Origin of the sequence: Streptomyces similanensis (assembly GCF_039543625.1) — a bacterium.
Classification (GTDB): Bacteria; Actinomycetota; Actinomycetes; order Streptomycetales; family Streptomycetaceae; genus Streptomyces; species Streptomyces similanensis.
On record NZ_BAABKC010000073.1, the window covers coordinates 109,812 to 133,964 of the forward strand.

The 24,153-nt window shown below is 73.2% G+C and carries 20 protein-coding genes; 12 read left to right on the top strand and 8 right to left on the bottom strand.

What is annotated here, in order from left to right; translation table 11 throughout:
- Positions 1-76: 76 nt before the first annotated feature.
- The 3 genes from ABEB07_RS24365 to ABEB07_RS24375 all read left to right on the top strand — a co-directional run bounded on the left by ABEB07_RS24365 (position 77) and on the right by ABEB07_RS24375 (position 4,212).
- Entirely contained in the window at positions 77-1,336 is a 1,260-nt protein-coding gene (locus ABEB07_RS24365; protein ID WP_345670303.1) for a cytochrome P450, read from the top strand.
- Entirely contained in the window at positions 1,333-2,148 is an 816-nt protein-coding gene (locus ABEB07_RS24370) for an enoyl-CoA hydratase/isomerase family protein (protein ID WP_176149437.1), read from the top strand. Before ABEB07_RS24365 ends, ABEB07_RS24370 begins: the two co-directional genes overlap by 4 nt.
- Positions 2,149-2,334: 186 nt before the next feature.
- Positions 2,335-4,212, top strand: a complete 1,878-nt coding sequence (locus tag ABEB07_RS24375; RefSeq protein ID WP_345670304.1) for a helix-turn-helix domain-containing protein — start codon at positions 2,335-2,337, stop codon at positions 4,210-4,212.
- Positions 4,213-4,282: 70 nt separating this feature from the next.
- Here the strand turns inward: ABEB07_RS24375 and coaD are convergent, their stop codons facing one another.
- Complete coding sequence (gene coaD, locus ABEB07_RS24380) at positions 4,283-4,768, bottom strand: pantetheine-phosphate adenylyltransferase (protein WP_345670305.1); 486 nt, start codon at positions 4,766-4,768, stop codon at positions 4,283-4,285.
- Between the two features lie 162 nt (positions 4,769-4,930).
- Positions 4,931-6,499: a cellulase family glycosylhydrolase gene (locus tag ABEB07_RS24385; protein WP_345670306.1), complete on the bottom strand. Its 1,569-nt coding sequence runs from the start codon at positions 6,497-6,499 to the stop codon at positions 4,931-4,933.
- Positions 6,500-6,729: 230 nt separating this feature from the next.
- Here ABEB07_RS24385 and ABEB07_RS24390 point away from each other — a divergent pair, with 230 nt between their 5' ends.
- Entirely contained in the window at positions 6,730-8,670 is a 1,941-nt protein-coding gene (locus ABEB07_RS24390; RefSeq protein WP_345670307.1) for an eCIS core domain-containing protein, read from the top strand.
- Positions 8,671-8,678: 8 nt separating this feature from the next.
- On the opposite strand, the gene ABEB07_RS24395 is transcribed toward ABEB07_RS24390, so the two are convergent.
- Positions 8,679-9,656, bottom strand: coding sequence for a WD40 repeat domain-containing protein (locus ABEB07_RS24395; protein ID WP_345670308.1), 978 nt, complete (start codon positions 9,654-9,656; stop codon positions 8,679-8,681).
- 99 nt (positions 9,657-9,755) lie between these two features.
- Here ABEB07_RS24395 and ABEB07_RS24400 point away from each other — a divergent pair, with 99 nt between their 5' ends.
- The 3 genes from ABEB07_RS24400 (at position 9,756) to ABEB07_RS24410 (ending at position 12,194) form a co-directional block, all read left to right on the top strand.
- Positions 9,756-10,439, top strand: coding sequence for an SGNH/GDSL hydrolase family protein (locus ABEB07_RS24400; RefSeq protein WP_345670309.1), 684 nt, complete (start codon positions 9,756-9,758; stop codon positions 10,437-10,439).
- 114 nt (positions 10,440-10,553) lie between these two features.
- Positions 10,554-11,141: a Uma2 family endonuclease gene (locus tag ABEB07_RS24405; RefSeq protein ID WP_345670310.1), complete on the top strand. Its 588-nt coding sequence runs from the start codon at positions 10,554-10,556 to the stop codon at positions 11,139-11,141.
- Positions 11,142-11,201: 60 nt separating this feature from the next.
- Entirely contained in the window at positions 11,202-12,194 is a 993-nt protein-coding gene (locus ABEB07_RS24410) for an aldo/keto reductase (RefSeq protein ID WP_345670311.1), read from the top strand.
- Between the two features lie 163 nt (positions 12,195-12,357).
- On the opposite strand, the gene thpR is transcribed toward ABEB07_RS24410, so the two are convergent.
- From thpR to ABEB07_RS24425, 3 genes are all read right to left on the bottom strand, one after another.
- On the bottom strand, positions 12,358-12,930 hold the full coding sequence (gene thpR, locus ABEB07_RS24415; RefSeq protein WP_345670312.1) for an RNA 2',3'-cyclic phosphodiesterase: 573 nt from the start codon (positions 12,928-12,930) through the stop codon (positions 12,358-12,360).
- A 78-nt stretch (positions 12,931-13,008) separates the two neighbouring features.
- On the bottom strand, positions 13,009-14,604 hold the full coding sequence (locus ABEB07_RS24420; protein ID WP_345670313.1) for an MFS transporter: 1,596 nt from the start codon (positions 14,602-14,604) through the stop codon (positions 13,009-13,011).
- Positions 14,605-14,666: 62 nt separating this feature from the next.
- Positions 14,667-15,104, bottom strand: a complete 438-nt coding sequence (locus ABEB07_RS24425; protein WP_164585378.1) for a MarR family winged helix-turn-helix transcriptional regulator — start codon at positions 15,102-15,104, stop codon at positions 14,667-14,669.
- A gap of 158 nt (positions 15,105-15,262) precedes the next feature.
- Between ABEB07_RS24425 and ABEB07_RS24430 the strand changes: the two genes are divergently transcribed.
- Positions 15,263-15,445: a ribbon-helix-helix protein, CopG family gene (locus ABEB07_RS24430; RefSeq protein ID WP_164585377.1), complete on the top strand. Its 183-nt coding sequence runs from the start codon at positions 15,263-15,265 to the stop codon at positions 15,443-15,445.
- A gap of 22 nt (positions 15,446-15,467) precedes the next feature.
- Here ABEB07_RS24430 and ABEB07_RS24435 read toward each other — a convergent pair whose 3' ends face one another.
- Positions 15,468-16,919, bottom strand: coding sequence for an NCS2 family permease (locus tag ABEB07_RS24435; protein WP_176149449.1), 1,452 nt, complete (start codon positions 16,917-16,919; stop codon positions 15,468-15,470).
- Positions 16,920-17,173: 254 nt separating this feature from the next.
- On the opposite strand from ABEB07_RS24435, the gene ABEB07_RS24440 reads away from it, so the two are divergent.
- The 4 genes from ABEB07_RS24440 (at position 17,174) to ABEB07_RS24455 (ending at position 20,720) form a co-directional block, all read left to right on the top strand.
- Positions 17,174-17,455: a DUF2530 domain-containing protein gene (locus tag ABEB07_RS24440; protein ID WP_345670314.1), complete on the top strand. Its 282-nt coding sequence runs from the start codon at positions 17,174-17,176 to the stop codon at positions 17,453-17,455.
- Between the two features lie 86 nt (positions 17,456-17,541).
- Entirely contained in the window at positions 17,542-19,941 is a 2,400-nt protein-coding gene (locus tag ABEB07_RS24445) for an HAD-IC family P-type ATPase (RefSeq protein ID WP_345670315.1), read from the top strand.
- 108 nt (positions 19,942-20,049) lie between these two features.
- Entirely contained in the window at positions 20,050-20,322 is a 273-nt protein-coding gene (locus ABEB07_RS24450) for a hypothetical protein (RefSeq protein ID WP_176149452.1), read from the top strand.
- Entirely contained in the window at positions 20,322-20,720 is a 399-nt protein-coding gene (locus ABEB07_RS24455) for a PIN domain-containing protein (RefSeq protein WP_345670316.1), read from the top strand. Before ABEB07_RS24450 ends, ABEB07_RS24455 begins: the two co-directional genes overlap by 1 nt.
- A gap of 92 nt (positions 20,721-20,812) precedes the next feature.
- Here the strand turns inward: ABEB07_RS24455 and ABEB07_RS24460 are convergent, their stop codons facing one another.
- The gene (locus ABEB07_RS24460; RefSeq protein ID WP_345670317.1) at positions 20,813-23,944 is read right to left on the bottom strand and encodes a sacsin N-terminal ATP-binding-like domain-containing protein; all 3,132 of its coding nucleotides are present in this window, start codon (positions 23,942-23,944) and stop codon (positions 20,813-20,815) included.
- Between the last annotated feature and the right edge of the window lie 209 nt (positions 23,945-24,153).

Sequence of the window (24,153 nt, forward strand, 5' to 3'; positions counted from 1 at the left end):
CGCATGAGCACGGGGAGGGGAGGGGTAGCTTCCGCCGGGATCAGAAAATGATCGACACGGCCCAGAGGAGCTTGACGTGACGGCAGTGGACGACATAAGTGGCAGACCGGACCGGCGAGCCGTCATCTCCGTCGTCCGACGCCTGCGTTCCCCGGAGGGGCAGAGCGACCCCCTGCCCCTGTGGAAAGAACTGCGTGCCATGGGCGACATCGTGCCCGCTCCGTGGGGCGGGTACTTCGTCACCGGCTTCGACGCCTGCAACCAGGTGCTGCGCGGCCGCGACTGGCTCGCGCCGGACATCGCCTGGCAGGAACGCCAGCCCGACCCCGAGCGGTGGCACTCCCCCGCCACCCGCGAGATGAGCCACGCCCTGTCCCGGCTCAACGCCCCCGAGCACACCTGCCAGCGGCGCGGTCTGGGCAACCTGTTCGACCGCACCACCCTGGACGCGATGCGGCCGGACGTCGAGGGGCACGTCGGCCGGCTCTGCGACGTCCTGGACGAGCGCCTGCGCACCACGGGCGAGGCCGACCTGGCCACCGTCGTCAGCGAGCGGCTGCCCGTCGAGACGGTCGGCCACTGGCTGGGCATCCCCGCCGAACACCACGATCACATCCTGGACTTCACCCACCGCCAGGTGTACGCGCAGGAACTGCTGCCCACCGGCAAGGACCTGCGCACCTCCGCCGCGGCCACCATGGAGATGCGGTCCTTCTTCACCGACCTCATCCGCCGGCGCCGGGCCCGCCCCGGCGACGACGTCGTCTCCGAGTGGATCCGGCACTGGGACGCCCGGTACCCCGACGACCGGGCCGCCGCCGACCGCGGCCTCTACCACCTGGTCATGTTCATCACGATCGCGTCGCTGGAGACCACGGCGACCCTGCTGTCGAACATGGTCTGGCTCCTGCTGCGGGACCGCACCCGCTGGGACTGGCTGCGCCGGCATCCCGAGCACATCGACGACGCCATCGACGAGACCCTGCGCTACGACCCGCCCATCCACCTCAACTCGCGGATCGCCGCCGCCGACACCGTCCTGGCCGGCGTGCCCGTCGCCAAGGACACGATGGTCCACGTCCTGTACGGCGCCGCCAACCACGACCCGCGACGCAACGAGGACCCGCACACCTTCGACGTGCTCCGCAAGGGCGGCCACCTCACCTTCGGCGGCGGTGCCCACTACTGCCTCGGCGCGGCGCTCGCCCGCCTGGAGGCCCGTACGCTCCTCTCCCACCTGCTGAAACGATTCCCTGATCTTGCCCTCGCGACCGGCCCCGTCTACGCGCCCCGTATGGTGTTCCGCCGTGTGACCTCCCTGAAAGTGACGACATGACCGCCCTGTCCGCCCCGGCCGATCCCACCGCGCCGTCCCTCCGGACGCTGCGGACCGACCGGCAGGGCCCCGTCCTGTCCATCGAGCTGAACACCCCCGAACAGGGCAACGCGGTCACCGACACCATGCTCGACGAACTCCTGGCCGTCCTCGACGCGCAGGACCCCGACGTCCGGGTCGTCGTGCTGGGCGGGGCCGGCGAGGACTTCTGTCTGGGCGGCGACCGCACGGAGTTCGCCGAGCAGCTGGCCGAGGACCCCACCGGGGGCGGCATCCGCGTCTCCGGCGCGAAGGCCCGCCGGGTGTGCGAGGCCCTCTCCGCCAACCCGGCGGTCACCATCGCCCGCGTCCAGGGCAAGGCCATCGGCGCCGGGCTCGCCCTCGCCCTCGCCTGCGACCTGCGGGTGGGCGCGGAGACGGCCACCTTCCGGCTGCCCGAACTGGCCCTCGGCCTGCCCACCGCGTGGGGCGGCCTGCTGCCCCGGCTCCTCAACGAGGTGGGGGCGGCGCGGGTGCGCGAACTCGTGCTCACCTGCCGGGCGTTCGGCGCGGCGGAGGCCAGGGAGTTGTCGGTCCTCCAGAACGTCGTGCCGGAGCAGGAACTCGACGCGGCGGTCCGGGCCTGGGCCGCCCCGGTCGTACGCCGCTCGGCGACCGCCCTGCGCGTCACCAAGCACCTGTTCAACGCCTACGCCAATGCGACCCGGCTGGCCGACATCACCTCGCTGGACGCCGAGTTGATGGCCTCGGCGCTCGCCGCCCACGAGTACACCACCGGCAAGGCGGCCCGCCGCACCGGAACACCGTTCTAACGGCGCTTCGCCGCCTCCCGTCCCCTCCGGGAGGCGGCCGGTTCCCCACGGCCGGTTTCCCACGGCCGTCTCCGCCCGCACGGGACAATGGCGGTGACGGGGGGCGGCCCGCGCGCAGCGGGCGTCCGCACTGGGACACCGGGACACCGGGACACGCAGCACCGCCGAGACGGAACGGAGCAGGGGATGCCGACCCTCGCGCACCTGATCTCCCAGCGCCCGGAGCTACAGCTCCGCTTCCTGGACCCCGCGCACGCCCGCGTCCACGCGGGCGTCCGGGTGACGGAGGTCGCCGCCGTCCCCCTGCCCCACCCCGCCCCCGGACCGAACGCCCCCCTCGCCTCCGGGACGCTGGCCCTGGTCACCCTGCCCGACGAGCCCACCGCCCCGCACGGCACGGCCGCCGCCCTCGAACACCTCCTCGGCCACCTGAAGCGGTGCCGGGCCTCGGGACTCGTCCTCCGCTCGCCCGAGGACGCGCCCCACGTCCCCACCGCCGTACGCGCCCGGGCCGAGCACCTGAGACTCCCGCTCCTCGTCACCGGCGCCGACACCCCCTGGGCGCCGGTCAACGCCTACCTCCAGCGGCAGCGGGCGCTGATCGCCGAGCGGCAGGCGGAGCACATGGACGGCCTGCTGCGGACGCTGCCCAACCGGCTCACCGGTCCGGACGCGGTCGAGCGGATCGTGTCGTGGCTGGCGGCGGCACTGGACGCGGACGCGGCCGTACGCTCCGACGGCGACCGGCGCGTCCTCGTCTCCGCGCCCGAGGGCGGCGCCAACCTCGCCCGCGCGGCCGTCCTCGGCCACCGGCCCGCCGACGGCGTCCAGTACCGGATCGTCCGGATGCACGGCGCCGAGGACGAGGCCGTGCTCGCCGTGGCCGCCCGCCATCCGTTCGACGAGACGGCGGGGCGGCTGATCCAGCACGCGGCCAAGATCCTCGGCCTGTGCGAGCAGGCACGGCGCGACCACCACGCCGCCGTGCTGGCGCCCCGGGCGGTCAGCCAGGCCGCCACCCAGCTCCTGCTCGGCGGGCAGACCGTCACCGGCCAGGTCGTGGCCGGCACGATATCCCGGCAGCTGATGGACACCGACGAGGTCGTCGTCCGCGTCATCGACACCGGCGCGCGCACCCGGCAGCCGACCCTCGAACTGTGCGAACGCACCCTGCACGGCAAGGCGTTGGTCTCCCCCTGCCCCGGCAAGGACCAGCAGATCATCGTGATCGCGCCGGCCGCGCGCGACGACGCGGTGGAGGACGACCTGCGCCGGATCGTCGGCAGCCGGGACTGGCTGCTCATGGGCGCGAGCACCCCGTACGCCCTCGAAGCCAGCGGCGCCGGCTACGCGGAGGCGGCGGAGGCGGTGCGCACCGCGGCGCGCTCACCGGAGCGGATCAGCGTCGGCGCGGAACCCAAGTGCGCGCCGCTGCTGCCCCGGCGCGCCGCCCGCGCCTGGGCCCGGTCGCTGCTCGCCCCGCTGCTGACGGCGCCGGAGCACACCACGCTCCTGCACTCGCTGCCCACGGGGCTGTCGTTCAAGGGGACGGAGGCCGCCAAGGGGCTCCAGATCCACCGCAACACCCTGCGCAACCGGCTCGACCGCGCGGCGGCGCTGCTCGGCCTCGACTTCGACCGGCTCAACGACCGCGTCCTGGTCCTGCTGGCCCTCAACATCCTCGCGCTGCCCGCGCCCGAGGACGACGCCCCCGATCCGCCCGCCCCCGCCCTCGCCGACCTCCTGGCGGGCCCGGAGATCAGGAACTGGGCCCAGCACCGGCTGCGGGCCCTGCACACCGGTCACCGCGCCCTGCTGGAGACGTTGCGGGTGTGGCTGGAGAACGACCTGTCGGTCCGGCTGACGGCCCGCGCACTCGCCCTGTCCGCCTCCACGGTACGGGCGCACACGGACCGGGCCGCGCGGCTGCTCGGCATGGGCGTGACGGCGGAGTTCGTCTCGGTCCACGACACCGACGTGGTCGGCATCGCCGACGTCTACGTCGCCGCACACCTGCTGACGGGCGCCCCGGCGCTGACGGACGCGCGGCCGACGACGCCCTGACAGTGCAGATCGACGGCGCGGGGCCCGCGGGATGTGCATCTGTGCGATGGCCCGGGGCGACGGCCCCCCTCTAACGTGGGTCCTGCCCGACGGGGCCCGAACGGGCCGGGTCCGGGACCCGTACGGGGGACGGGCCCCGGCCCCGGCCATGCTGATCCATCGCGGTGACGAGGGTGGAGGAGACGTGCGCCAGCGCCGGATCGGCGGCCAGGAAGAACGTCTCGACTCCGGCCAGTTCGTGGTTCATCCGGGCCATCGGCAGCTCGTAGTCCAGATCGGCGGTGCCGCGGACACCGCGGACGACGACGTCGATCCCGGCTTTACGGCAGTAGTCGACCAGCAGACCGCCGGTGTGGGAGTCGACCGTGACGTTGCCCAGACCGTCCGCCGTCGCACGCAGCCGCTCCAGCCGCTCGGGGACAGGCAGCCGGCCGGTCTTGTGCGCATTGAACATCACGCACACGACCACTTCGTCGAACAGCCCGGCAGCCCGCCGCAGCACGTCCTGATGCCCCCGCGTGACCGGGTCGAAGGATCCTGGGAAAAGGGCTCGCATGACCGCCCAGACTAACGCCCACCCGGACGCCCGCCCCCGGCGCACAGCCGTCACCGTCCAGGCCGGCACGCGTTCCTGCGGCAGTTCTGAGGGCCCGCGCTCCGAGAAGGCGGGTGCCCGGCCGAACGGCCGGGCGCCCGTTGGTCGTTCAAGGGGCCGGCGTCACGACGCCGTGCAGGTCACCGTCGGGGCGGCGGCGCCGCCCGGGGCGCCGCCGAAGCCGAAGCTCGTGGACGCGCCCGGGGCCACCGCGCCGTTGTGCGCGGCGTTCACCGCCGTCACGCTCCCGCCGCTCTGCGTGTACGTCGCGTTCCAGATGTTGGTGATCTTCTGGGCGCCGGGCCAGGTCCACGTCACCTTCCAGGACTTGATCGCCACCGTGCCCGAATTGCGCACCGTGACGGCGGCGTTGAAGCCGCTGCCCCAGTCATCGCTGACGGTGTACGCGGCCGTGCAGGCGGGGGCGCTGCCACCGCCGCCGCCGTCGTCACCGCCACCGCCGCCGCCACCGCCGCCCGCCGGGAAGCCGGGGGCCTTGATGCTCGCCAGGTAGCCGTCCTTGACGGTGTCCACCGTCTGCCAGTCGTCCTTCAGGATGCCGCCCGTGTCACCCGAGTCCGGGTTCCACGACCAGAACGTCCACTGGAAGCTGTCCGCGCCGTTCGCCGACGTCGGCCGCAGATAACTCACCAGCGCCGACAGCCACTTCTGGTCGACCGTGGACTGGAGCGTCGTGCCGAACTCCCCCACCCACACGGGTGCGATGTTCTGCTTGAAGACGTAGCCCCAGTACTTGTCCCACACGCCCGGCATGTTCGCCGGGAAGGACGGGTCGCTGAACCAGCTCTGCTGGGCGACGCTGGTGGCGTAGTCGTGGGCGGAGTACACGACCCGGTTCGCCACGTCCAGGCGCACCGGGTACTGGCCGACGCCCATCAGGTTGCCGCCCCACCAGCCGGAGACGCCGCCCACCGTCTGCACGCCCTCCACGAAGATCAGCAGACTGGGGTTCACGGAGAGCACCGCGTTGCCCGCCCGCTCGGCGGCCAGCCGCCAGTCGGTCGCCTGGTCGCCGCAGCCCCAGCAGGCCGGATCGTGGGGCTCGTTGTGCAGGTCGATGCCGATGACCGTGTCCTGGCCCTGGTAACGGGTCGCCAGCGCCTTCAGGTCGGCGATCCACGTCGACTCCGGCACGGCCGAGGTGTACCAGAGCGCCGACTGACCGCCGGAGTCCGGGCGGTGGCGGTCCAGGATGACCTTCAGGCCGTCCTGCCCCGCGTACGCCACGATCTTGTCCATGACCTGCAACGGGGTCAGGCCCTGCAAGTCGGCGTTCATGCCGTTGAAGTTGATGCTGTCGGCCGTCGTGCCGGCCTTGAAGACGTCGTCGCTGTAGGGCAGCCGGATGGTGTTGTAGCCCAGCGACTTCATCTGGTCGATCATGCTCTTGTAGTCGCGCGACCACAGGCCGTGCACCACGTGGTTGCCGGTCTCGAAGCCGAACCAGTTGACGCCGGCGATCCGGACCGGGTTCCCGGCCGCGTCCAGGATCTGACGGCCGCTGGTGTGCCAGTAGCCGGCCCCGGCGGCCGTGCCCGCGGCGGCGCTCTGCCGCCCGGGGGCGGCGGCGTCGGCCGCGTGCGCGGTCGCCGCCGCGCCGAGGCCCGCGCCCAGCGGTATCAGGAGCGCCGCGGCGGCAGTGCACAGCGCTCTACGCATGCTGCGGAACATGTCGCTGCTTCCTCTCGGAGGCGCGGGCCGGAACTACATGGGAGCGCTCCCATTCCCGCCCCTCCATGGAACCCAGGTCCCACCGGCCCGTCAAGACCGCGGACGGCACAGGTGTGCCCCCGGGTCTGCCCCCGCGGCCCTGCCGGACGGGGCGAGCAGGCGGTAGGGAGGTGAGCAGGGGAGGTCACACCCCTCGGAACCACCGTCTCCGTGCCGCACCGGGAGTTCGCATGCGCAGCCAGGACCAGTCCAAGGACCCGAGCGGGCGCACCGCCGGCGCCGTCCGGACCCCGCGCGTCCAGGCCCCCGTACCCCCGCAGCACGCCGTCGCCGCCCGCTCCCCGCAGGCGCTCCTCGCCCTCCAGCGGACGGCCGGGAACGCCGCGGTGGTGCAGCTGGCGGCGGAGCAGGACGGCGCGGCCGAGCGGGACGGCGGGGCCGCGCACTCCGTCGGCCGGGTGCTCCGCTCGGCGGGCGCCCCGCTCGACGGCGCCGTGCGGCGGGACATGGAGCAACGGCTCGGCGCGGACTTCGGGGACGTGCGCCTGCACACCGACGCCGCCGCCCGGCAGTCGGCCGCCGAGGTGGGCGCACGGGCGTACACCTCGGGCAGCCATGTGGTGATCGGCGACGGCGGCGGCGACCGGCACACCCTCGCCCACGAGCTGACGCACGTCATCCAGCAGCGCAGCGGCCCGGTCGCGGGCACCGACCACGGCGACGGGCTGCGCGTCAGCGACCCCTCGGACTCCTACGAGCGGGCGGCGGAGGACAACGCCCGCCGGGCGCTGGCCGCTTCCCCGTCGCCCACCGCGGCGGACCCGGCCGCCCACGAGGGGCACACGCACCACCACGACGGGCCCGCGCACCACGCGGACAACGGCCCCGCGCCGGCCGTCCAGCGCGTCCGCTCCGGCCGCCCCACCGGTCTCACCACCGCCGGCGGCGACGACGCGTACTTCACCACCCAGTCCCCGGAGGGCGTACTGCGCGACGGCCGGTCGCCGGGCGGTCTGATCGGCCACCGGGTGGACCACGTGGACGCCCAGGACCACCACCCCGGCGACGTCAGCCTGCGGATCTCGGACGACGGCACCCTCGCCGTCCACGACACCGAGCGGGAGCCGAAGGAGTTCTACGCCACGAACGCCGTGTTCCAGCACGCCGTGCAGCAGCTCGCCCAGTCCGGCAGCCACTACACGCTCGTGCAGGGCGGCGCGCAGATCAAGACCGAGGCCGGGACGCTGACCAAGGTCACCCCGGTCACGGCGGACCCCGCCACCCGGCGGATGGCCGGCGGCTTCGCCGACCTGGTGCGGGTGCAGTGCATCGACGTGGCGCGCGAGGTGGTGGGCAGCCGCCGGATGGACGTGGTCACGGCCGGCGGCGGCACCGCCGCGTGGGGCGCGAACGCCGGCCCCGGTCTCGCCCACCACCTCGCCGGGACCGTCCGCTCCGGCGACGCCACCGACGGCGCGGCCGCCGCGACCGCGGCCGGCGCCGGCCCGGACCGCCCCGAGCGGGAGGTCGCCCGTGACTACGGCACCGCCCTGCGCGAGCACCCCGCCGAGGCCGACGCGGCCGCCCGGGACATGGGCGTCAACCGGCACGCCCGCCCCGAGGTCGGCGAGGGCATCGCCACCCTCTCGGTCGGCAGCGACGACAAGCTCGACTACGCGACGGCGCCCGCCGGCCAGGACCACACGGACCGCACCGACGTGGACGTGTGGAACTACCACTTCGCCGGGGTCGTCGCCCGCAGTCTCGACGGCGCGGACTGGGTCACGCTGGAGAACTACACCCGCAACCAGAACGCCCAGCGGGCTTTGAGCCAGCTGGAGGGCCGGCTGATCGGCGCCTACCGGGAGAAGACCAAGTCCCTCCTGAACAGCTTCCGGGGCAAGGAGCCGCCGCAGGGCGGCCTGGAGAGCGCCCGGGTCATCGAGATGATCCAGAAGCTCGCCGACACCACCCGCAACCGGGCGATGCAGGAGTACCAGGCCCTCGGCACCGACCAACTCGCCTGGCAGGGCAAGTGGTTCTTCCGCCTCTACGGCTCGCAGGCCGGCGAGACCTTCCACGACAAGCAGTACGCCTCCGGCGCCGGCGACTTCGTCAACCCGCTGACCGTACGGGTGCGCCGCCAGACCGACGCCACGGGTGACGCGTAAGTCCCCGGTCACCTCCGGCGCTTGAGCCGCCCGAGTCCGAAGAGGGCGGCCACCGCGAGCAGGACGACCACCGCGCCGGTCTTGACGGTGCCGCCGAGGCCGCCGCCGCCCGATCCGGACGCCGAGGAAGTCGCCTTCCCCGAAGGGGACTTGCCATCTCCCCCGCCGGGCGCGTCCTCGGCCTGGACGGGGCTGTCCGCGCCCTCGCTGCCGTACAGCAGCTTGGCGCCGTCGGCGGTGTACGTGACCGACTCGCCCTGGCGCTGGAGGGGCACGTCGAGCCGGCCGGCGCGCTTGATCCGGCCGCCGTTCCAGTCGTAGTAGACGCCGCCGAAGTAGCCGCGCACGGCGAGCCGCGTGCCGTCGGGCGAGAAGGCGGCGTCGGTGGCCCACAGGTCGACGGGGGCGACCGGTTTGAAGACGTTGGCGCCCGAGGTGGACAGGTGGGCGGGGCCTTCGAAGAGGTGGCCGCCGTCCTCGTTCTTGTCGACGATGTAGACGCGCCCGGTCTTCGGGTGCACGGCCAGCGACTCGGCGTTGCGCGGCCCGTCCGCGTACTTCACGACGTACTGCGTCGCCCGGATCGTCTGGTCCTTGAGCACCTTGGGCTCGGGCAGCTGGTAGATCCACACGTAGGGCCAGGTGCCGCCGAGGTTGTCGCCGATGTCGCCGACGTAGATCTCGTTGCCGGGGCCGATGGAGATGGCCTCCACGTCGCGGGGCCTGCCGACGCCGCTGAGGGTGACGGTGGCGACAGTCTTGCCGGTCCTGCCGTCCACGGCGTAGAGGTACGGGCCGTCGTCGCTGTCGTTGTGGGTCCAGTAGACGCCGGGGTGCAGGTGCGAGGCGGCGAGGCCGCTGGATTCCTTGATCCGCGGGTCGCTGATCGTGAAACCGCCGTCGCCGTCGGCGGCCGAGGCGGACACGGGCACGGCGAACGCACCCACGAGGAGGGCCCCGGCGAGCAGGGCGAGCGGTCGGCGCATGCCCCAAGCCTGCCATCCCGCACGGCGGTTCAGGACGGGTGGCGGGCCTCACACCGGTCCGGTGGTCCGGCCGCCGCCCCGATCACCGATGATGAGCGGATGCTCAGGTTGATGCCCGTCGGAGACTCGATGACCATCGGCAGCGCGGGCGAACACACCTGGCGTCACCGTCTGTGGCGGCACCTGCGCGACACGTACGAGGGGCCGTTCGCCTTCGTCGGCCCGCGCGAGGCGCTGTACGACCAGGCGACGCAGACGCCTACCTCGTACGAGTACGCCGACGCCGACCCCGGCTTCCGCCGCGCCCACTTGGCCGGCTGGGGCGAGGGCTGGCAGCACATGGCGCCGCTGATCGGCGAGGCGGTGCGCGCGAGCCGCGCCGACGTGCTCCTCGTCTCGCTGGGCCTCATCGACCTCGGCTTCTACACCAACGCCGAGCAGACGGCGGTCAACGTCGTCCGCTTCGTCGCCGAGGCACGGCGGGCGCGGCCGCGCGTGCACATGGTGCTGCTGCCGGTGATCCCCAACGTCCGCGCCGAGACCGAGCCGGCCTTCGCCGACGAGGTGGCCCGCTTCAACGAGCTGCTCGCCAAGACGGCCGCCGACCTGGACGAACCCCGCTCCCCCCTGCTCCTCGCCTCCCCGCCGCCCGGCTACGACATCCACGCCGACACCTACGACGGCACCCACCCCAACGCCCGCGGCGAGCACAAGATCGCCGCCGCCTTCGCCGACGCGATGCACGAGGCGTGGGGCTGGGGCGGGGCGTACGGCACCGCCTGAACACCGGCGGCCCGTTCCACTGGCATATGCGCATCCACCCGTGTCCTCGCCGCCGTGCGTATCGTTGTACCGCGCGGCTGCATCGTTCACGGACAGCCGGGGAGGAGTGCCACGATGACCGTCCTGGAAGACAGGATCACGATGGCCGAGAGCGACAACACGCGCTGGCTCGATGACATGTTCGAGCGGCTCGAGAAGATGCCCGTCCCCGAGGGATTCAAGGTGGAGATCGTCGAGGGGACCGTCTACATGTCGCCGCAGCGGAACGCGCACTGGCAGATCATTCTGACGCTCATCAAAGTACTCATGGGGCGCTTCGGCACCGATGTGCAGATGGTGTCCGACGTCCGCATCGACTTCCCCGGCCACCGCAACGGTCTCGCGCCGGACGTGGCGAAGCTGCGCGACGGCGCCGCACCGGACGCGAAGGGCCGCTGGAGTCCCGGGGACGTGGAGTTCATCGCCGAGGTCATCTCCAAGGACACCGCCCGGAACGACTACGGACCCAAGAAGACCGCCTACGCCCTCGCCGAGATCCCCGTCTATCTGATCGTGGACCCGTACCTGGGCAAGTGCCGTCTGTTCACCCAGCCCAAGGACGGCGACTACCTCACCGACACGGCCGTCACCTTCGGCGGAGAGGTGGACATGACCACCTCCCTCGGCCTCACCCTCAAGACCGACGACTTCCTCCGCGACTGACCCCGCCGCCCTCAAGTCCCCCTTGCTTCGAGCGCACTCCAGGGCTTTGGCTTGGGGACCATGAAGTACACACAGCTGGGACGCACGGGACTCAAGGTCAGCCGACTGGTGCTCGGCACGATGAACTTCGGGCCGCAGACCGACGAGGCGGACAGCCACGCGATCATGGACGCGGCGCTGGACGCGGGGATCAACTTCTTCGACACGGCCAACGTGTACGGCTGGGGCGAGAACAAGGGCCGTACCGAGTCGATCATCGGCGACTGGTTCGCCCAGGGCGGCGACCGGCGCGACAAGGTCGTCCTCGCCACCAAGGTGTACGGCAACATGGGCGCCGACGGCGCGGCATGGCCCAACCACGACAAGCTGTCCGCGCTGAACATCCGCCGGGCCGTGGACGCCAGCCTCAAGCGGCTGAAGACCGACCACATCGACCTGTACCAGTTCCACCACATCGACCGGGACACGTCCTTCGACGAGATCTGGCAGGCCATCGACGTCCTGATCCAGCAGGGCAAGATCCTCTACGCCGGTTCGTCCAACTTCCCCGGCTACAAGATCGCGCAGGCCAACGAGGCCGCCGCGCGCCGGGGCGGGACCATCGGCCTGGTCAGCGAGCAGTGCCTGTACAACCTGGCCGAGCGGCGCGCCGAGATGGAGGTGATCCCGGCCGCGCAGGACTACGGGCTCGGGGTCATCCCCTGGTCGCCGCTGCACGGCGGACTGCTGGGCGGGGTGCTGAAGAAGCAGGCCGAGAGCGGCCGGCGCGCCTCCGGCCGGGCCGCCGACTCCCTCGCCGACCCGGTCCTGCGCGGGCGGATCGAGGCGTACGAGGAGCTGCTCGACAAGCACGGCCTCCAGCCGGGCGAGGCGGCGCTGGCCTGGCTGCTGACCCGGCCCGGCGTCACCGGCCCGATCGTCGGCCCGCGCACCGCCGAGCAGCTCGACTCCGCGCTGCGGGCGGTCGAGCTGGAGCTGAGCGCGGAGGTGCTGTCCGGCCTGGACGAGATCTTCCCGGGCCCGGGCCCGTCCCCGGAGGCCTTCGCCTGGTAGCAGCCGGGGCACGCGCCCGCCGTCGCTCGGCTCACCGCGCGGCGGCGGGCGCGCCCGGTCCGGCTACCTGCCGAGCGCGGCCGCCAGGGCGACGAGGGCCAACATCAGCACGAGCGCACCGGCCATGATCCGGTTCCGGGTTTTCGGGTCCACGTGTCCGAGACTAACCGGCCCCGCCGAGCACCCAGCGCCCGACCGGCTCGTAACGGGGCTGCTCGCCGGGCACGCCCGACCTCGGCAGCCGGCTGCGGACGAGGACCAGCTCGTCCACCGTCCAGGTGCGGCCGGTGAAGTCCTGGAGCGCGGCGACGTAGGGCCGCACGTCCATCGCCTCGCGGGTCCGGGCCACCGTCAGGTGGGCCTGGTAGCGGCGGTGCTCGTCCTGTTCAAGGCCCGCCTTGCGGGCCGCCGCCGCCGCGCGCCCGGCCAGCAGCCGCAGCGCGCCGACCTCCCCCCGCGCGCCCGTCCACAGCGCCTTCCCGCGCCCGAACTGGCCGCCGCCGCGCAACGCCAGCGGGAACGGCCCGGTGCGCCGCGCCGCCTTCGCCAGCCGCGCCGACAGCTCCGGTACGGTCTCCTCCTCGACCTCGCCGTAGAACGCCAGCGTGAAGTGCCAGCCGGCCCGCTCGGTCCACCGCAGCCGCTCGGAACCGGGCAGCGCCCGTGCCCGCTCGACCGCGCCGGCCAGCTCCCGCACGACGTCCTCGGGCGGCAGCACGGCGGCGAAGAGTCTCATACGGCCAGTGTCCCCGCCGCGGACCCGGAAGCACTCCGGCGCGACGGGGACACCCGCGGACACGCGCACACCGCGCCGTCAGACGGCCGCCAGCTCCTTGTCGGCCTCGCGGTCGCCCGCCCGGGGGACGAACGCCACCCGGGGGTGGCCGCCGTGCCAGGCGACGGTGAGGCGGAGGTTCCCGGCCCGGGTCAGGACCAGGCCGACGGCGGTGGCCGCCGCGAGCGAGATCAGCCCGCCAAGGGCGAAGCCGACCCGGGCGCCGTAGGCGTCGGTGACCCAGCCGACCAGCGGCGCGCCCAGCGGGGTGCCGCCCATGAAGACCATCATGAACAGCGCCATCACCCGGCCGCGCATGGCCGGATCGGTGGCCATCTGCACCGCCGTGTTGGCCGTGACGTTGACCGTGAGCCCGAACACGCCGATCGGCGCCATCAGCAGCGCGAACAGCCAGTACGACGGGGCCAGCGCGGCCACCACCTCCAGCGCGCCGAACGCCGCCGCGGCCGCGATCAGCACCCGCAGCCGCGCCGTGCCGCGGCGGGCCGCGAGCAGCGCGCCGACCAGCGAGCCGACCGCCATCACCGTGTTGAACAGGCTGTACGCCCCGGCGCCCGCGTGGAAGACGTCGTCCGCGTAGGCGGAGAGCCACACCGGGAAGTTGAAGCCGAAGGTGCCGATGAAGCCCACCAGGACGATCGGCCAGATCAGGTCGGGACGGCCGGCGACGTAGCGCAGGCCCTCGCGCAGCTGGCCCTTGCCGCGCGGGGCGCGCTCCACCACGTGCAGCTCACGGGCGCGCATCAGCAGCAGGCTGGTCAGCGGCGCGACGAAGGACAGGCCGTTGGCGAGGAACGCCCAGCCGGTGCCGACGCCGGTGATCATGAGGCCGGCGACCGCGGGGCCGACGAGCCGGGCGGACTGGAAGTTCGCCGAGTTCAGGCTGACCGCGTTCTGGAGCTGCCCGGGGCCGACCATCTCCGAGACGAAGGACTGCCGGGCCGGGTTGTCCACGACCGTGGCGAGTCCGACGGCGAACGCGGCCACGTACACGTGCCACACCTCGACTTGGCCGGTGAGCGTGAGCGCGGCCAGTGCCAGGCCGGTCAGGGCCATCGCGGACTGCGTGACGAGCAGCGTCGGCCGCTTCGGCAGCCGGTCCACGAGGACGCCGCCGTACAGGCCGAACAGCAGCATCGGCAGGAACTGGAGCGCCGTGGTGATGCCGACGGCGGCGGAGGAGCCGGTGAGGCTCAGGACCAGCCAGTCCTGGGCGATGCGCTGCATCCAGGTGCCGGTGTTGGAGACGACCTGGCCCAGGAAGAACAGGCGGTAGTTGCGGACTTTCAGCGAGCTGAACATCGAGGAGCGCCGGCCCGTCCCGCGCGGCGCGGCGGACGGCTTCCCGGTGGCGGCGGTCCGCGGTTCGGCGACCGGCCGCGCCTCGGCGGCGGACCGGGCGTCCGGGGCGGCCGGGGACTCGGGGGCGGTCGGGGAGTCCAGCGCCATGGCGGACTCCGGGGCCACGGAGGACTCCGGGGCGGTCGGCGACTCCGGGGCGGTCCCGGGGTCGGGGGCGGTCCGGGAGTCAGGGGTGGGCTGAGTGTCGTGGGCGGGCTGGGTGTCGTGGGCGGTCGGTGCGGGGGCGGAAGCTGCTCCGGATCCCGTACTCAAAAGGGTTCGCCTCCTCGCGGCTGCTGACGTTCTCCACCGGCTCGACAGGTGCTCGGCCGGCTCTACAGGTGCGCGAGCTTCTCCAGTACGGGGGCGGCGTCGCGCAGCTTCGCCCACTCGTCCTCGTCGAGACCGTCGACCAGGCCGGCCAGGAAGGCGTTCCGCTTGCGGCGGCTCTCCTCCAGCATCGCTTCGGCCTGCTCGGTCCGGGTGACGACCTTCTGCCGCCGGTCCTCGGGGTGCGGCTCCAGCCGCACCAGACCCTTGGCCTCCAGCAACGCGACGATGCGGGTCATCGACGGCGGCTGCACATGCTCCTTGCGGGCGAGTTCGCCCGGCGTGGCGCTGCCGCAGTTGGACAGGGTGCCCAGCACCGACATCTCGGTGGGGCTGAGCGACTCGTCGACGCGCTGGTGCTTGAGTCGACGCGACAACCGCATCACGGCGGAGCGCAGGGAGTTCACGGCGGCTACGTCGTCGCCATGGGTAAGGTCCGGCATGTTCTTTAGCGTAACTCATTACTCTCGCTAAAGACCAACTGGAACACGCACACACCAGGTGACCCTGGCCACTACTGGCCGAACACTGTCACTCATATGGGTGACTGAGGCGGGGAAGGGCTCCCCGGGCGCGAAGGGTCGCCGCGACCCTCGTCTCCATGGGGACCAGCGTGCTCAGCCTGCGCATGGACCGCGAGCTGCTCGAACGGCTCCGGGAACACGCCGCGAAAAGAGGAATGAGCGTCCAGGACTATGTGGTCCGGACGCTCATTCGAGACGACTTCGACGAACGCTTCCACGCCGCCGTGGAGGAGACGGAGCGGTTCTACGGCGTGCCGTGAACCGCCTCCTCGGGGGCGGGGGTCAGAGCAGGCCCAGGGCCGGCATCAGGTAGTAGAAGGCGAACACCGCCGCCACCACGTACATGGCCACGGGCACCTCGCGGCCCCGCCCGGCGGCCAGCCGCAGCGCCACGAAGGTGATGAAGCCCATTCCGATGCCGTTGGTGATCGAGTAGGTGAACGGCATCATCAGCATCGTCACGAAGGCCGGGATGGCGATCGTGTAGTCCGCCCAGTCGATCTCCTTGATCGAGCCGGACAGGATCAGGAAGCCCACCGCGAGCAGCGCCGGGGTGGCCGCCTGGGACGGGACCATGGTGGCGATCGGGGTGAGGAAGAGGGCCACGGCGAACAGCGCGCCGGTGACCACGTTCGCGAAGCCGGTGCGCGCGCCCTCGCCGACGCCCGCCGTCGACTCCACGAAGCAGGTGGTGGCCGAGGAGGAGCTGGCGCCGCCGGCGGCGACGGCGATGCCGTCGATGAACAGCACCTTGTTCATGCCGGGCATCTGGCCCTGCGCGTCGGTCAGCTTCGCCTCGTCGCTGATGCCCATGATCGTGCCCATGGCGTCGAAGAAGCAGGACAGCAGCACGGTGAAGACGAACAGGATGCCGGTCAGGACGCCGACCTTGTCGAAGCCGCCGAAGATGCTGACCTTGCCGACCAGGCCGAAGTCCGGGGTGGAGACCGGGTTGCCCGGCCACTTCGGGGTGGTCAGGCCCCAGCTGGGCACCTTGGCGACGGCGTTGACGATCACGGCCACGACCGTCATGACGACGATCGAGATGAGGATCGCGCCGGGCACCTTGCGCACGATGAGGGCGAGCGTCAGCAGCGCGCCCAGGATGAAGACGAGGACCGGCCAGCCGTTGAGGTGACCGTCGCCGCCCAGCTGGAGCGGGACGGTGGTGTGCGCGGCGTCCGGCATCCGGGAGACGAAACCGGAGTCCACCAGGCCGATCAGCATGATGAACAGGCCGATGCCGATGGCGATGCCCTTGCGCAGGCCGAGCGGCACCGCGTTCATCACCCGCTCGCGCAGACCGGTGGCCACCAGCAGCATCACGACGAAGCCGGCCAGGACGACCATGCCCATCGCGTCGGGCCAGGACATGCGCGGCGCCAGCTGGAGCGCGACCACCGTGTTGACGCCGAGACCGGCGGCGAGCGCGATCGGGACGTTGCCGATGACGCCCATGAGCAGGGTGGTGAACGCGGCCGTCAGCGCGGTGGCGGTGACGAGCTGGCCGTTGTCGAGCTGGTGCCCGTACATGTCCTTCGCGCTGCCCAGGATGATCGGGTTCAGCACGATGATGTAGGCCATCGCGAAGAAGGTGGCGAAGCCGCCGCGGATCTCGCGGGACAGGGAGCTGCCGCGCTCGGAGATCTTGAAGTAGCGGTCGAGGGCGCCGTACGGGGGCGGCGTCCCGGGCTTCTCGGGGGCGGGGACCTTGGCGGTGGCCGAGGTGGACATGCGGATGACCTCAGGGATGACGGGAGGTACCGGAGTACCTGGCCGGGAAGGGGATCAAACGTGATCGAGTCTCGCCGTCTTCTGTCACCAACAGGTCTCCCCCAGGTTGCGGTTGGTGTTTCCTACGAAGAGAAGCGGCCAGACTCAGACCGTTTCAGTATGAACATATGAAGGAGAAAAAGGCCATCTCCGCGCGTAGACCCCGGCCGGGACGCCACGGCACCCCTCCGCACCCCGGGCCGTAAGCTGAGCGCATGGCGAAGTGGACCCCCAAGCACGAGGCGCCGGAGCCCCTGGAGGGCCCCGTGGTCGCCACCATCACCGGCGGCACGATCGTCTGGTTCGTCCTCTTCCTGGCCCAGCTCCCCTTCTACGGCTGGTACGCCGACCACGACCGCGCCTGGTGGGTGTGGACCTGCCTGGCCGGCGGCGGCCTCGGCCTGATCGGCGTCTGGTACGTGCGCCGGCGCGACGCGGCGATCAAGCGCGCGGTGGCCGGCGGGGCGGCGCCCACCGCGGTCCCGTCCAGCGAGTAGGCCCGACGGGCCCGGGCACAGGTCCGACGGGTAACGCGTACAGGTCCAACGAGTAAAGGGCCCCGTCCCCACGTACCGTCGAATGCATGACCCACAGCGACGCCGGTACGGAACTCGACCCCGTGCACCCCGTGCCCATACCGCCGGCGCGGGCGGGCGGACTCACGGCGGGCGAGGTCGCCGAGCGCGTCGCCCGCGGTGAGGTCAACGACGTACCGGTGCGCGGCAGCCGCTCCCTGGCCGACATCGTCCGCGCCAACGTCTTCACCCGGTTCAACGCGATCATCGGCGTGCTCTGGCTGATCACGCTGTTCGTCGCGCCGATCCAGGACAGCCTGTTCGGCTTCGTGATCATCGCCAACACCGGCATCGGCATCGTGCAGGAGTGGCGGGCGAAGAAGACCCTCGACTCGCTCGCCGTGATCGGCGAGGCCCGCCCGAACGTGCGGCGCGACGGCGCCACCGCGGAGATCGCCACCGCGCAGATCGTCCTGGACGACGTGATCGAGATCGGGCCCGGCGACAAGGTCGTCGTGGACGGCGTCTGCGTCGAGGCCGACGGGCTGGAGATCGACGAGTCGCTGCTCACCGGCGAGGCCGACCCCGTCGTCAAGCGCCGCGGCGACCAGGTGATGTCCGGCAGCTTCGTCGTCGCGGGCGGGGGCGCCTTCCAGGCGCGGCGGGTCGGCCGCGCGGCCTACGCCGCCCAGCTCGCCGAGGAGGCCTCCCGCTTCACCCTCGTCCACTCCGAACTGCGCACCGGCATCTCCACCATCCTCAAGTACGTGCTGTGGATGATGATCCCGACCGCGGTCGGGCTCGTCATCAGCCAGCTCGTCGCCAAGGACGACGACCTGAAGGACTCCGTCGCCCGGATGATCGGCGGCATCGTGCCGATGGTCCCCGAGGGGCTGGTGCTGCTGACCTCCGTCGCCTTCGCCATCGGCGTGATCCGGCTCGGCCGCAAGCAGTGCCTGGTGCAGGAGCTGCCCGCGATCGAGGGCCTGGCCCGGGTGGACACCGTGTGTCTGGACAAGACCGGCACGCTCACCGAGGGCGGCATGGACGTCACCGAGGTCCGCCTCCTGGACGGCGGGGACGAGGCGTACGTCCGCCGGGTCCTCGGCGCCCTCGGCGAGTCCGACCCGCGCCCCAACGCCTCCCTCCAGGCGATCATCGAGTCCTGTCCGGACAGCGAGGAGTGGCGCTGCGTGGAGTCGCTGCCCTTCTCCTCGGCCCGCAAGTACAGCGGCGCCAGCTTCAGCGAGGGCGACGGCGAGTCCAGCACGTGGCTGCTGGGCGCGCCGGACGTGCTGCTGCCTCAGGAGTCGCCGGCGCTCGCCGAGACCGGGCGGCTCAACGAGCGGGGGCTGCGCGTGCTGCTGCTGGCCCGGGCCGGCCGGGAGCTGGACGACCCGGACGTCATCCGCGATCTGACGCCCACCGCGCTGGTCGTGCTGGAGCAGCGGCTGCGGCCCGACGCGGCCGGCACCCTGCGCTACTTCGCCGACCAGGACGTCCGCGCCAAGGTGATCTCCGGCGACAACGCGGTCTCGGTGGGCGCGGTGGCCGCCAAGGCCGGGCTGGACGGCGGCCCCGCCGTGGACGCGCGCAAGCTGCCCGAGGAGCGGGCGGCGCTGGCCGAGCGCCTCGACGGGTCGACGGTGTTCGGGCGGGTCACCCCGCAGCAGAAGCGGGACATGGTGGGCGCCCTCCAGTCACGCGGGCACACGGTGGCGATGACCGGCGACGGCGTCAACGACGTGCTGGCGCTGAAGGACGCCGACATCGGGGTGGCGATGGGCTCCGGCTCGGAGGCCACCAAGGCGGTCGCGCAGATCGTGCTGCTGGACAACAGCTTCGCCACCCTGCCCTCGGTGGTGGCCGAGGGCCGCCGCGTCATCGGCAACATCACCCGGGTCGCGACGCTGTTCCTGGTCAAGACGGTCTACTCGGTGCTGCTCGCGGTGCTGGTGGTGTGCTCGCAGGTGGAGTACCCCTTCCTGCCCCGGCACCTGACCCTGCTGTCCACCCTGACCATCGGCGTCCCGGCCTTCTTCCTGGCCCTGGCCCCGAACAACGAGCGCGCCAGACCGCACTTCGTGCGGCGCGTGATGCGGTACGCGATCCCCGGCGGCGTGGTGGCCGGGGCGGCGACCTTCGCGACGTACCTGCTCGCCCGGACCCACTACACCGGTCCGGACGCGCTCGACGCGGAGACCAGCGCGGCGACGCTCACCCTGTTCCTGGTCTCCATGTGGGTGCTGGCGATCATCGCCCGCCCCTACACCTGGTGGCGGGTCGCGCTGGTGGCCGCGATGGGAGCGGCCTTCGTGGTCGTCCTGGCCGTCCCGGCGCTCCAGCACTTCTTCGCGCTGCGCCTGGTGGGCACGACGATGCCCTGGCTCGCGGTGGGCATCGCCGTGGCCGCGTCGGCGGTGCTGGAGCTGCTGTGGACGTGGGTGGGGCGCCGCTTCCCGGCGTAGCCCCGCGCGCGGCGGCGCGGGCCGCCTGTGGAGATCCGTGCCCGGTCCCTCCCCCGGCAGGAGCCGCGTTTCTCTACCGGCGGTAGAGGATCGCGGTAGAGTCGGGTCATGGCGGACGAGACGAGCATCAAGGTGAGCGCGGCGGCGCGGGACAGGCTGGCGCAGCTGGCCGCCGAGCGCGGTACGACGATCCGGAACCTGGTGGAGGAGCTGGCGCAGGACACACCGACCAGGGCGGAGTACGCCGAGCGTGCCGAGCTGGCCCGCTCGGAGCTCGCCGCCGCGCTGGGGCAGGCGCCCAGCCCGGAGGCCGAGGCGAAGGCCCGCGCTCTTCTGGAGCGCCTGGGCGCTCCTCAGTCCGGCTCGCGGGCGGCCGCGTGATGGGGGCGATCTCGGTCGTTCTGGACCACACCACCGCCACCGCTCTGTACGACCCGAAGGACCCGTTCAACGAGGCGGTCGCCGCGTTCTACGTACAGGCGTCCGGCGGGCTCGGTGATCTGTACGCGCCGGTGCTGTCGCTGACAGCCGGTGACGCCGAGCGGCCCGGACTGCTGGGCTACATCAAGGGGCTGCGGTTCATCCGGATCGAGGCGTTCGACACGGACGCCGCGGTCACCGCCACCGAACTGCTGCGGTTCGGGCACTCCTGGGCCGCCGTGCACGCCATCCACGCCGCCCGGCCGACGGCCGCCCACCCCGCCGGCCGGTTCCTGCTCACCCTCACCCCCAAGGCGTACGCGGGCACCGGCGTACAGGCCGTCCACCCCGGCCAGTAGCCGCCGGCATCCGGTGGCGGCCACTGCCCTCGCCGACGGCCTCATCCGGCTCGACCAGGTGAGCGACGGGCGCCCCCCTCCTGGCCGGACTCCTAGTCGAACCAGCGGTCGCGGGCCAGTTCCTCGGTGCGGGACGGGTCTTCCAGGAGGGCGGCCACCTCGAAGCGGCGGGGCCACTGGCCGGCGGCCCAGGCGAGGCCCGCGGCGACGCCCTCCAGGGTGGCCGCGTGCAGCACGCCGTCCGGAGTGAGGCGCCAGTCCAACTCGGTTCCGTCGACCACGAGTTCCTCGTGCTCGACGTAGGTCTCGGGGGTGCGCGGGCCGAGCAGCGCCCGCACCGGCTCCGGTACGTCGTGCTCGGCACCGGCCGAGTCGACCCCGCCGGTGACGGACTCGCTCAGCCGCCGCACCTGGAACAGCTCGGCCAACTCGGCGGCCAGGGCGGGCCGTACGGGCAGCAGCGGGACGCCGGAGGTGAACGGGAGCAGGTCCGGGGAGTCGCACACCACGGCGTCGGCGGCGTCCACCACCGTCACCCGCCCGTCCAGCACGGCCCGCACCTCGTCGGGCAGCGTGACCTGTTCCGGGTCCAGCTCGGCCAATGCGCCGTAGAGCGCGTGCAGTTGGCCGGACGCCACCGGGCGGTCCGGGTCGGCGAGCCGGTCCAGCAGCTCGGCCGCGCCGCCCGGCTCGGCGAGCAGCGCCGCCACACTGGTGCGCACGCCGAGCGCCCGCAGCACCTGCTCGTCGTCGAAGCCGGTGGCGTCCGCCTCGTCGTACAGGCCGCGCAGCAGCGGGTCGGAGCCGGCGGCGCGCAGTCCGGCCGGGCGGCGGCCGCCGAGCACCGGGTGCCCGCGCAGCCACCAGGCGGTGTAGGGCCGTACGACCTCGTGGGTGCCGTCCGGCAGCAGGATCCGCACCGGCTGGGTGAGCGCGTCGCGCAGCGGCGGCCGCGCCAGCAGGGCGAGGGCGGCGGGCCACTGCTCGTCGTCCACCAGGTCCAGGTCGCGCACGGCGACGATCTCGGTGGCGACCGGCGGGACGGGGCTGTCCGGGAAGCGGTCGAGGACGTCCTCGCTCCACACGTCCACCGCGTCCAGCAGCCCGGGGTCGTCGGGCTCGGGGAAGTCGCTCTCGCGGGGCTCCAGTTCGTCCGGGTCCAGGACGACGTCGGTGGCGCGGACCAGGGCGAAGTCCACGAGCACCCCGCAGGCGGCGAGCGGCTGTTCGCCCCACTTGTCGGCCAGCTCCAAGTCGACGGAGGGCAGTTCGTCCTCCCGCATGATCCGGGCGAACGGGCCGCCGGGGAAGACGAGTTCGCCGGCCGGGGCGAGTTCGCCGTCCTCGTCGGGCAGGGCGAGCGCGCCGAGCCAGGGCTCGTCGCCGGGCTCCAGGCCCGCGTCCCGCACCAACGCGAGGACGGTGTCGGCGAGTTCGTCGGCGTCCGGGGTGTCCTCGTCCCACCCGCCGCCGTCCGCGTCGAGGGAGGCGGCGACCGCGGCCCGCACCTGCGGGGTGGTGAGCACCGCGCGCGGGGTGGCGGGCAGCGCGCCCAGCTTCTCCAGGATCGGGTGGGCGGCGTCCGGGTGGGCGACCTTCAGACCGAGCCGGGCCAGCACCTCGGGATCGGCGACGGCGGCGCTGTCCGGGGCGGGCAGCAGCACCTGCCGGGGTCCGAGCGTGGTGCGGCCGTCGGCGAGCGGCACGGGCAGGCCGGAGAGCCGGTCGGGGTCGACGCCCGCGAGGCTGTCGTACAGCCGCCGCCACCAGTCCGCTTCCTTCTCCAGGCCGGCCAGCCGGTCCACGGCGTCGGTCAGCGGCAGCCGGGCCACGCCGAGGGTGCGCAGCTCCGCGCGGCGTTCGAGGCCGGCGGGCAGCAGCGTGGGCAGCACCTCGGCGAGGACGCGCACGGTCTCGGCGCCCGCGCCCTCCACCACCTCGGCGTCGCGCGGGCGCAGCGCCTCGGGCAGCTCGTCGGCGTCGTCCGCGCGCGGGACGGCGGCGGGCGGCAGGAAGGAGGTGCGCGGCAGCCGCTCCAGGATCGCCCGGCGCAGCGCGCCGTCCAGTTCGCCCTTGCCGAGCGGGCCGGGCACGAGGCCGATGACGCCCTCGGTCACCGGGCGCCAGTCGGCGAGCAGGGCGGCGTAGGCGTCGGCGGCGCGCTCGACGAGGAAGTCGGTGAGCGGTCCGGGCGCGGTGTGCCGGCGGGTGGAGTCCAGCGGGAACGACGCGATGAGCAGCGCGGGGACGCCGAGGGGTTCGTCGCTGGGCGTGGGGGCGTGCAGGACGGGGCTGGTGCGGGGGGAGGCGGGGGCGCCGTCGGCGTCGACGGGGACGGCCCAGGTCACCGACCAGCGCGGTCGCAGCCGTTCCTCGACCGGCCGGTCGGCGAGCAGGTCGGGGGTGAGGTCGCCGTGCGCGTCGGCGGTGCGCCAGCGGGTGGCGCCGGCCGCGGAGTCCGCCACGACGGTGAGCGCGTCCTCGGTGCGGCGGCGCAACGTGCGCGGCGCGGCGTCGCCGACCTCCACGACGACCTCTTCGAGGCCGGGCAGCGCCAGGAGGAGCGCGTCGTCGACGGCGCGCAGGAGGCGTTCGGCGAGGTCGGCGGCGGCGGTGTCGCGCAACGGCAGGATGACGACGGTGTCGTACGGGTCGGGCGCGGTGCCCTCGGCGGCGAACGGGAGCCGCAGCAGCGGTACGTGGCCGTCGCGGCGGCGGATCTCGTCGCCGAGGCCGGGGCTGTGCCGCGCGGTCTCCTCCGCGAGGCCGCGCGCCTCGGCCAGGGACCAGCGCACACCGCCGTGCCGGCCGACGACGGCGGGCTCGTCGCTGACGGCGAGGACGGCGGCGAAGCCGACGCCGAACCGGCCGACGGCGGTGGCCTGTCCGGCGGTGTCCCGCTTCGCGGAGGCGCGCAGCGTGGACAGCGACTCGACGCCGGTGGCGTCCAGCGGGGCGCCGGTGTTCGCGGCGACGAGGACTCCGTCGCGCAGGGTGAGGCGCAGCCGGCCGGGGACGCCGGCGCGGGCGGCGGCGTCGGCGGCGTTCTGCGCCAGTTCGACGACGAGGCGGTCGCGGTAGCCGCCGAGGACGAGGTCCTCCTCGGCGTTGGCGTCCTCCCGGAACCGCGCCGGGCTGGTGGCCCAGGCGTCCAGCACACCCCGCCGCAGCCGAGCGGTCCCGAAGGGATCGCCACCGACGGACGGCTGCACGAACATACTCACGTCGCTTCTCCTCACGAGGGTGAGATCGACGGTACCGCGCGGTCACGACACGGCACGCACGGCGCCTGGTGAAGATCGAGTGCCCGCCGCCCTGGCGAACTCGACGACGCGCGTCTCCCCCGCCTCGCGCCGCAGCTTCGACTGCCGTCCGCCTCGTGCCTGTGCTGTCCCGCCTCGCCGTCCACCGACAGAGGCGCCCGTTCGTTCAC

Coding starts and splice junctions, on each gene's coding strand:
- ABEB07_RS24370 (WP_176149437.1), top strand. CDS start 1,333: ATGACCGCCCTGTCCGCCCCGGCCGATCCCACCGCGCCGTCCCTCCGG.
- ABEB07_RS24375 (WP_345670304.1), top strand. CDS start 2,335: ATGCCGACCCTCGCGCACCTGATCTCCCAGCGCCCGGAGCTACAGCTC.
- coaD (WP_345670305.1), bottom strand. CDS start 4,768: ATGCGAGCCCTTTTCCCAGGATCCTTCGACCCGGTCACGCGGGGGCAT.
- ABEB07_RS24385 (WP_345670306.1), bottom strand. CDS start 6,499: ATGTTCCGCAGCATGCGTAGAGCGCTGTGCACTGCCGCCGCGGCGCTC.
- ABEB07_RS24390 (WP_345670307.1), top strand. CDS start 6,730: ATGCGCAGCCAGGACCAGTCCAAGGACCCGAGCGGGCGCACCGCCGGC.
- ABEB07_RS24395 (WP_345670308.1), bottom strand. CDS start 9,656: ATGCGCCGACCGCTCGCCCTGCTCGCCGGGGCCCTCCTCGTGGGTGCG.
- ABEB07_RS24400 (WP_345670309.1), top strand. CDS start 9,756: ATGCTCAGGTTGATGCCCGTCGGAGACTCGATGACCATCGGCAGCGCG.
- ABEB07_RS24405 (WP_345670310.1), top strand. CDS start 10,554: ATGACCGTCCTGGAAGACAGGATCACGATGGCCGAGAGCGACAACACG.
- ABEB07_RS24410 (WP_345670311.1), top strand. CDS start 11,202: ATGAAGTACACACAGCTGGGACGCACGGGACTCAAGGTCAGCCGACTG.
- thpR (WP_345670312.1), bottom strand. CDS start 12,930: ATGAGACTCTTCGCCGCCGTGCTGCCGCCCGAGGACGTCGTGCGGGAG.
- ABEB07_RS24425 (WP_164585378.1), bottom strand. CDS start 15,104: ATGCCGGACCTTACCCATGGCGACGACGTAGCCGCCGTGAACTCCCTG.
- ABEB07_RS24430 (WP_164585377.1), top strand. CDS start 15,263: ATGGGGACCAGCGTGCTCAGCCTGCGCATGGACCGCGAGCTGCTCGAA.
- ABEB07_RS24435 (WP_176149449.1), bottom strand. CDS start 16,919: ATGTCCACCTCGGCCACCGCCAAGGTCCCCGCCCCCGAGAAGCCCGGG.
- ABEB07_RS24440 (WP_345670314.1), top strand. CDS start 17,174: ATGGCGAAGTGGACCCCCAAGCACGAGGCGCCGGAGCCCCTGGAGGGC.
- ABEB07_RS24445 (WP_345670315.1), top strand. CDS start 17,542: ATGACCCACAGCGACGCCGGTACGGAACTCGACCCCGTGCACCCCGTG.
- ABEB07_RS24450 (WP_176149452.1), top strand. CDS start 20,050: ATGGCGGACGAGACGAGCATCAAGGTGAGCGCGGCGGCGCGGGACAGG.
- ABEB07_RS24455 (WP_345670316.1), top strand. CDS start 20,322: ATGGGGGCGATCTCGGTCGTTCTGGACCACACCACCGCCACCGCTCTG.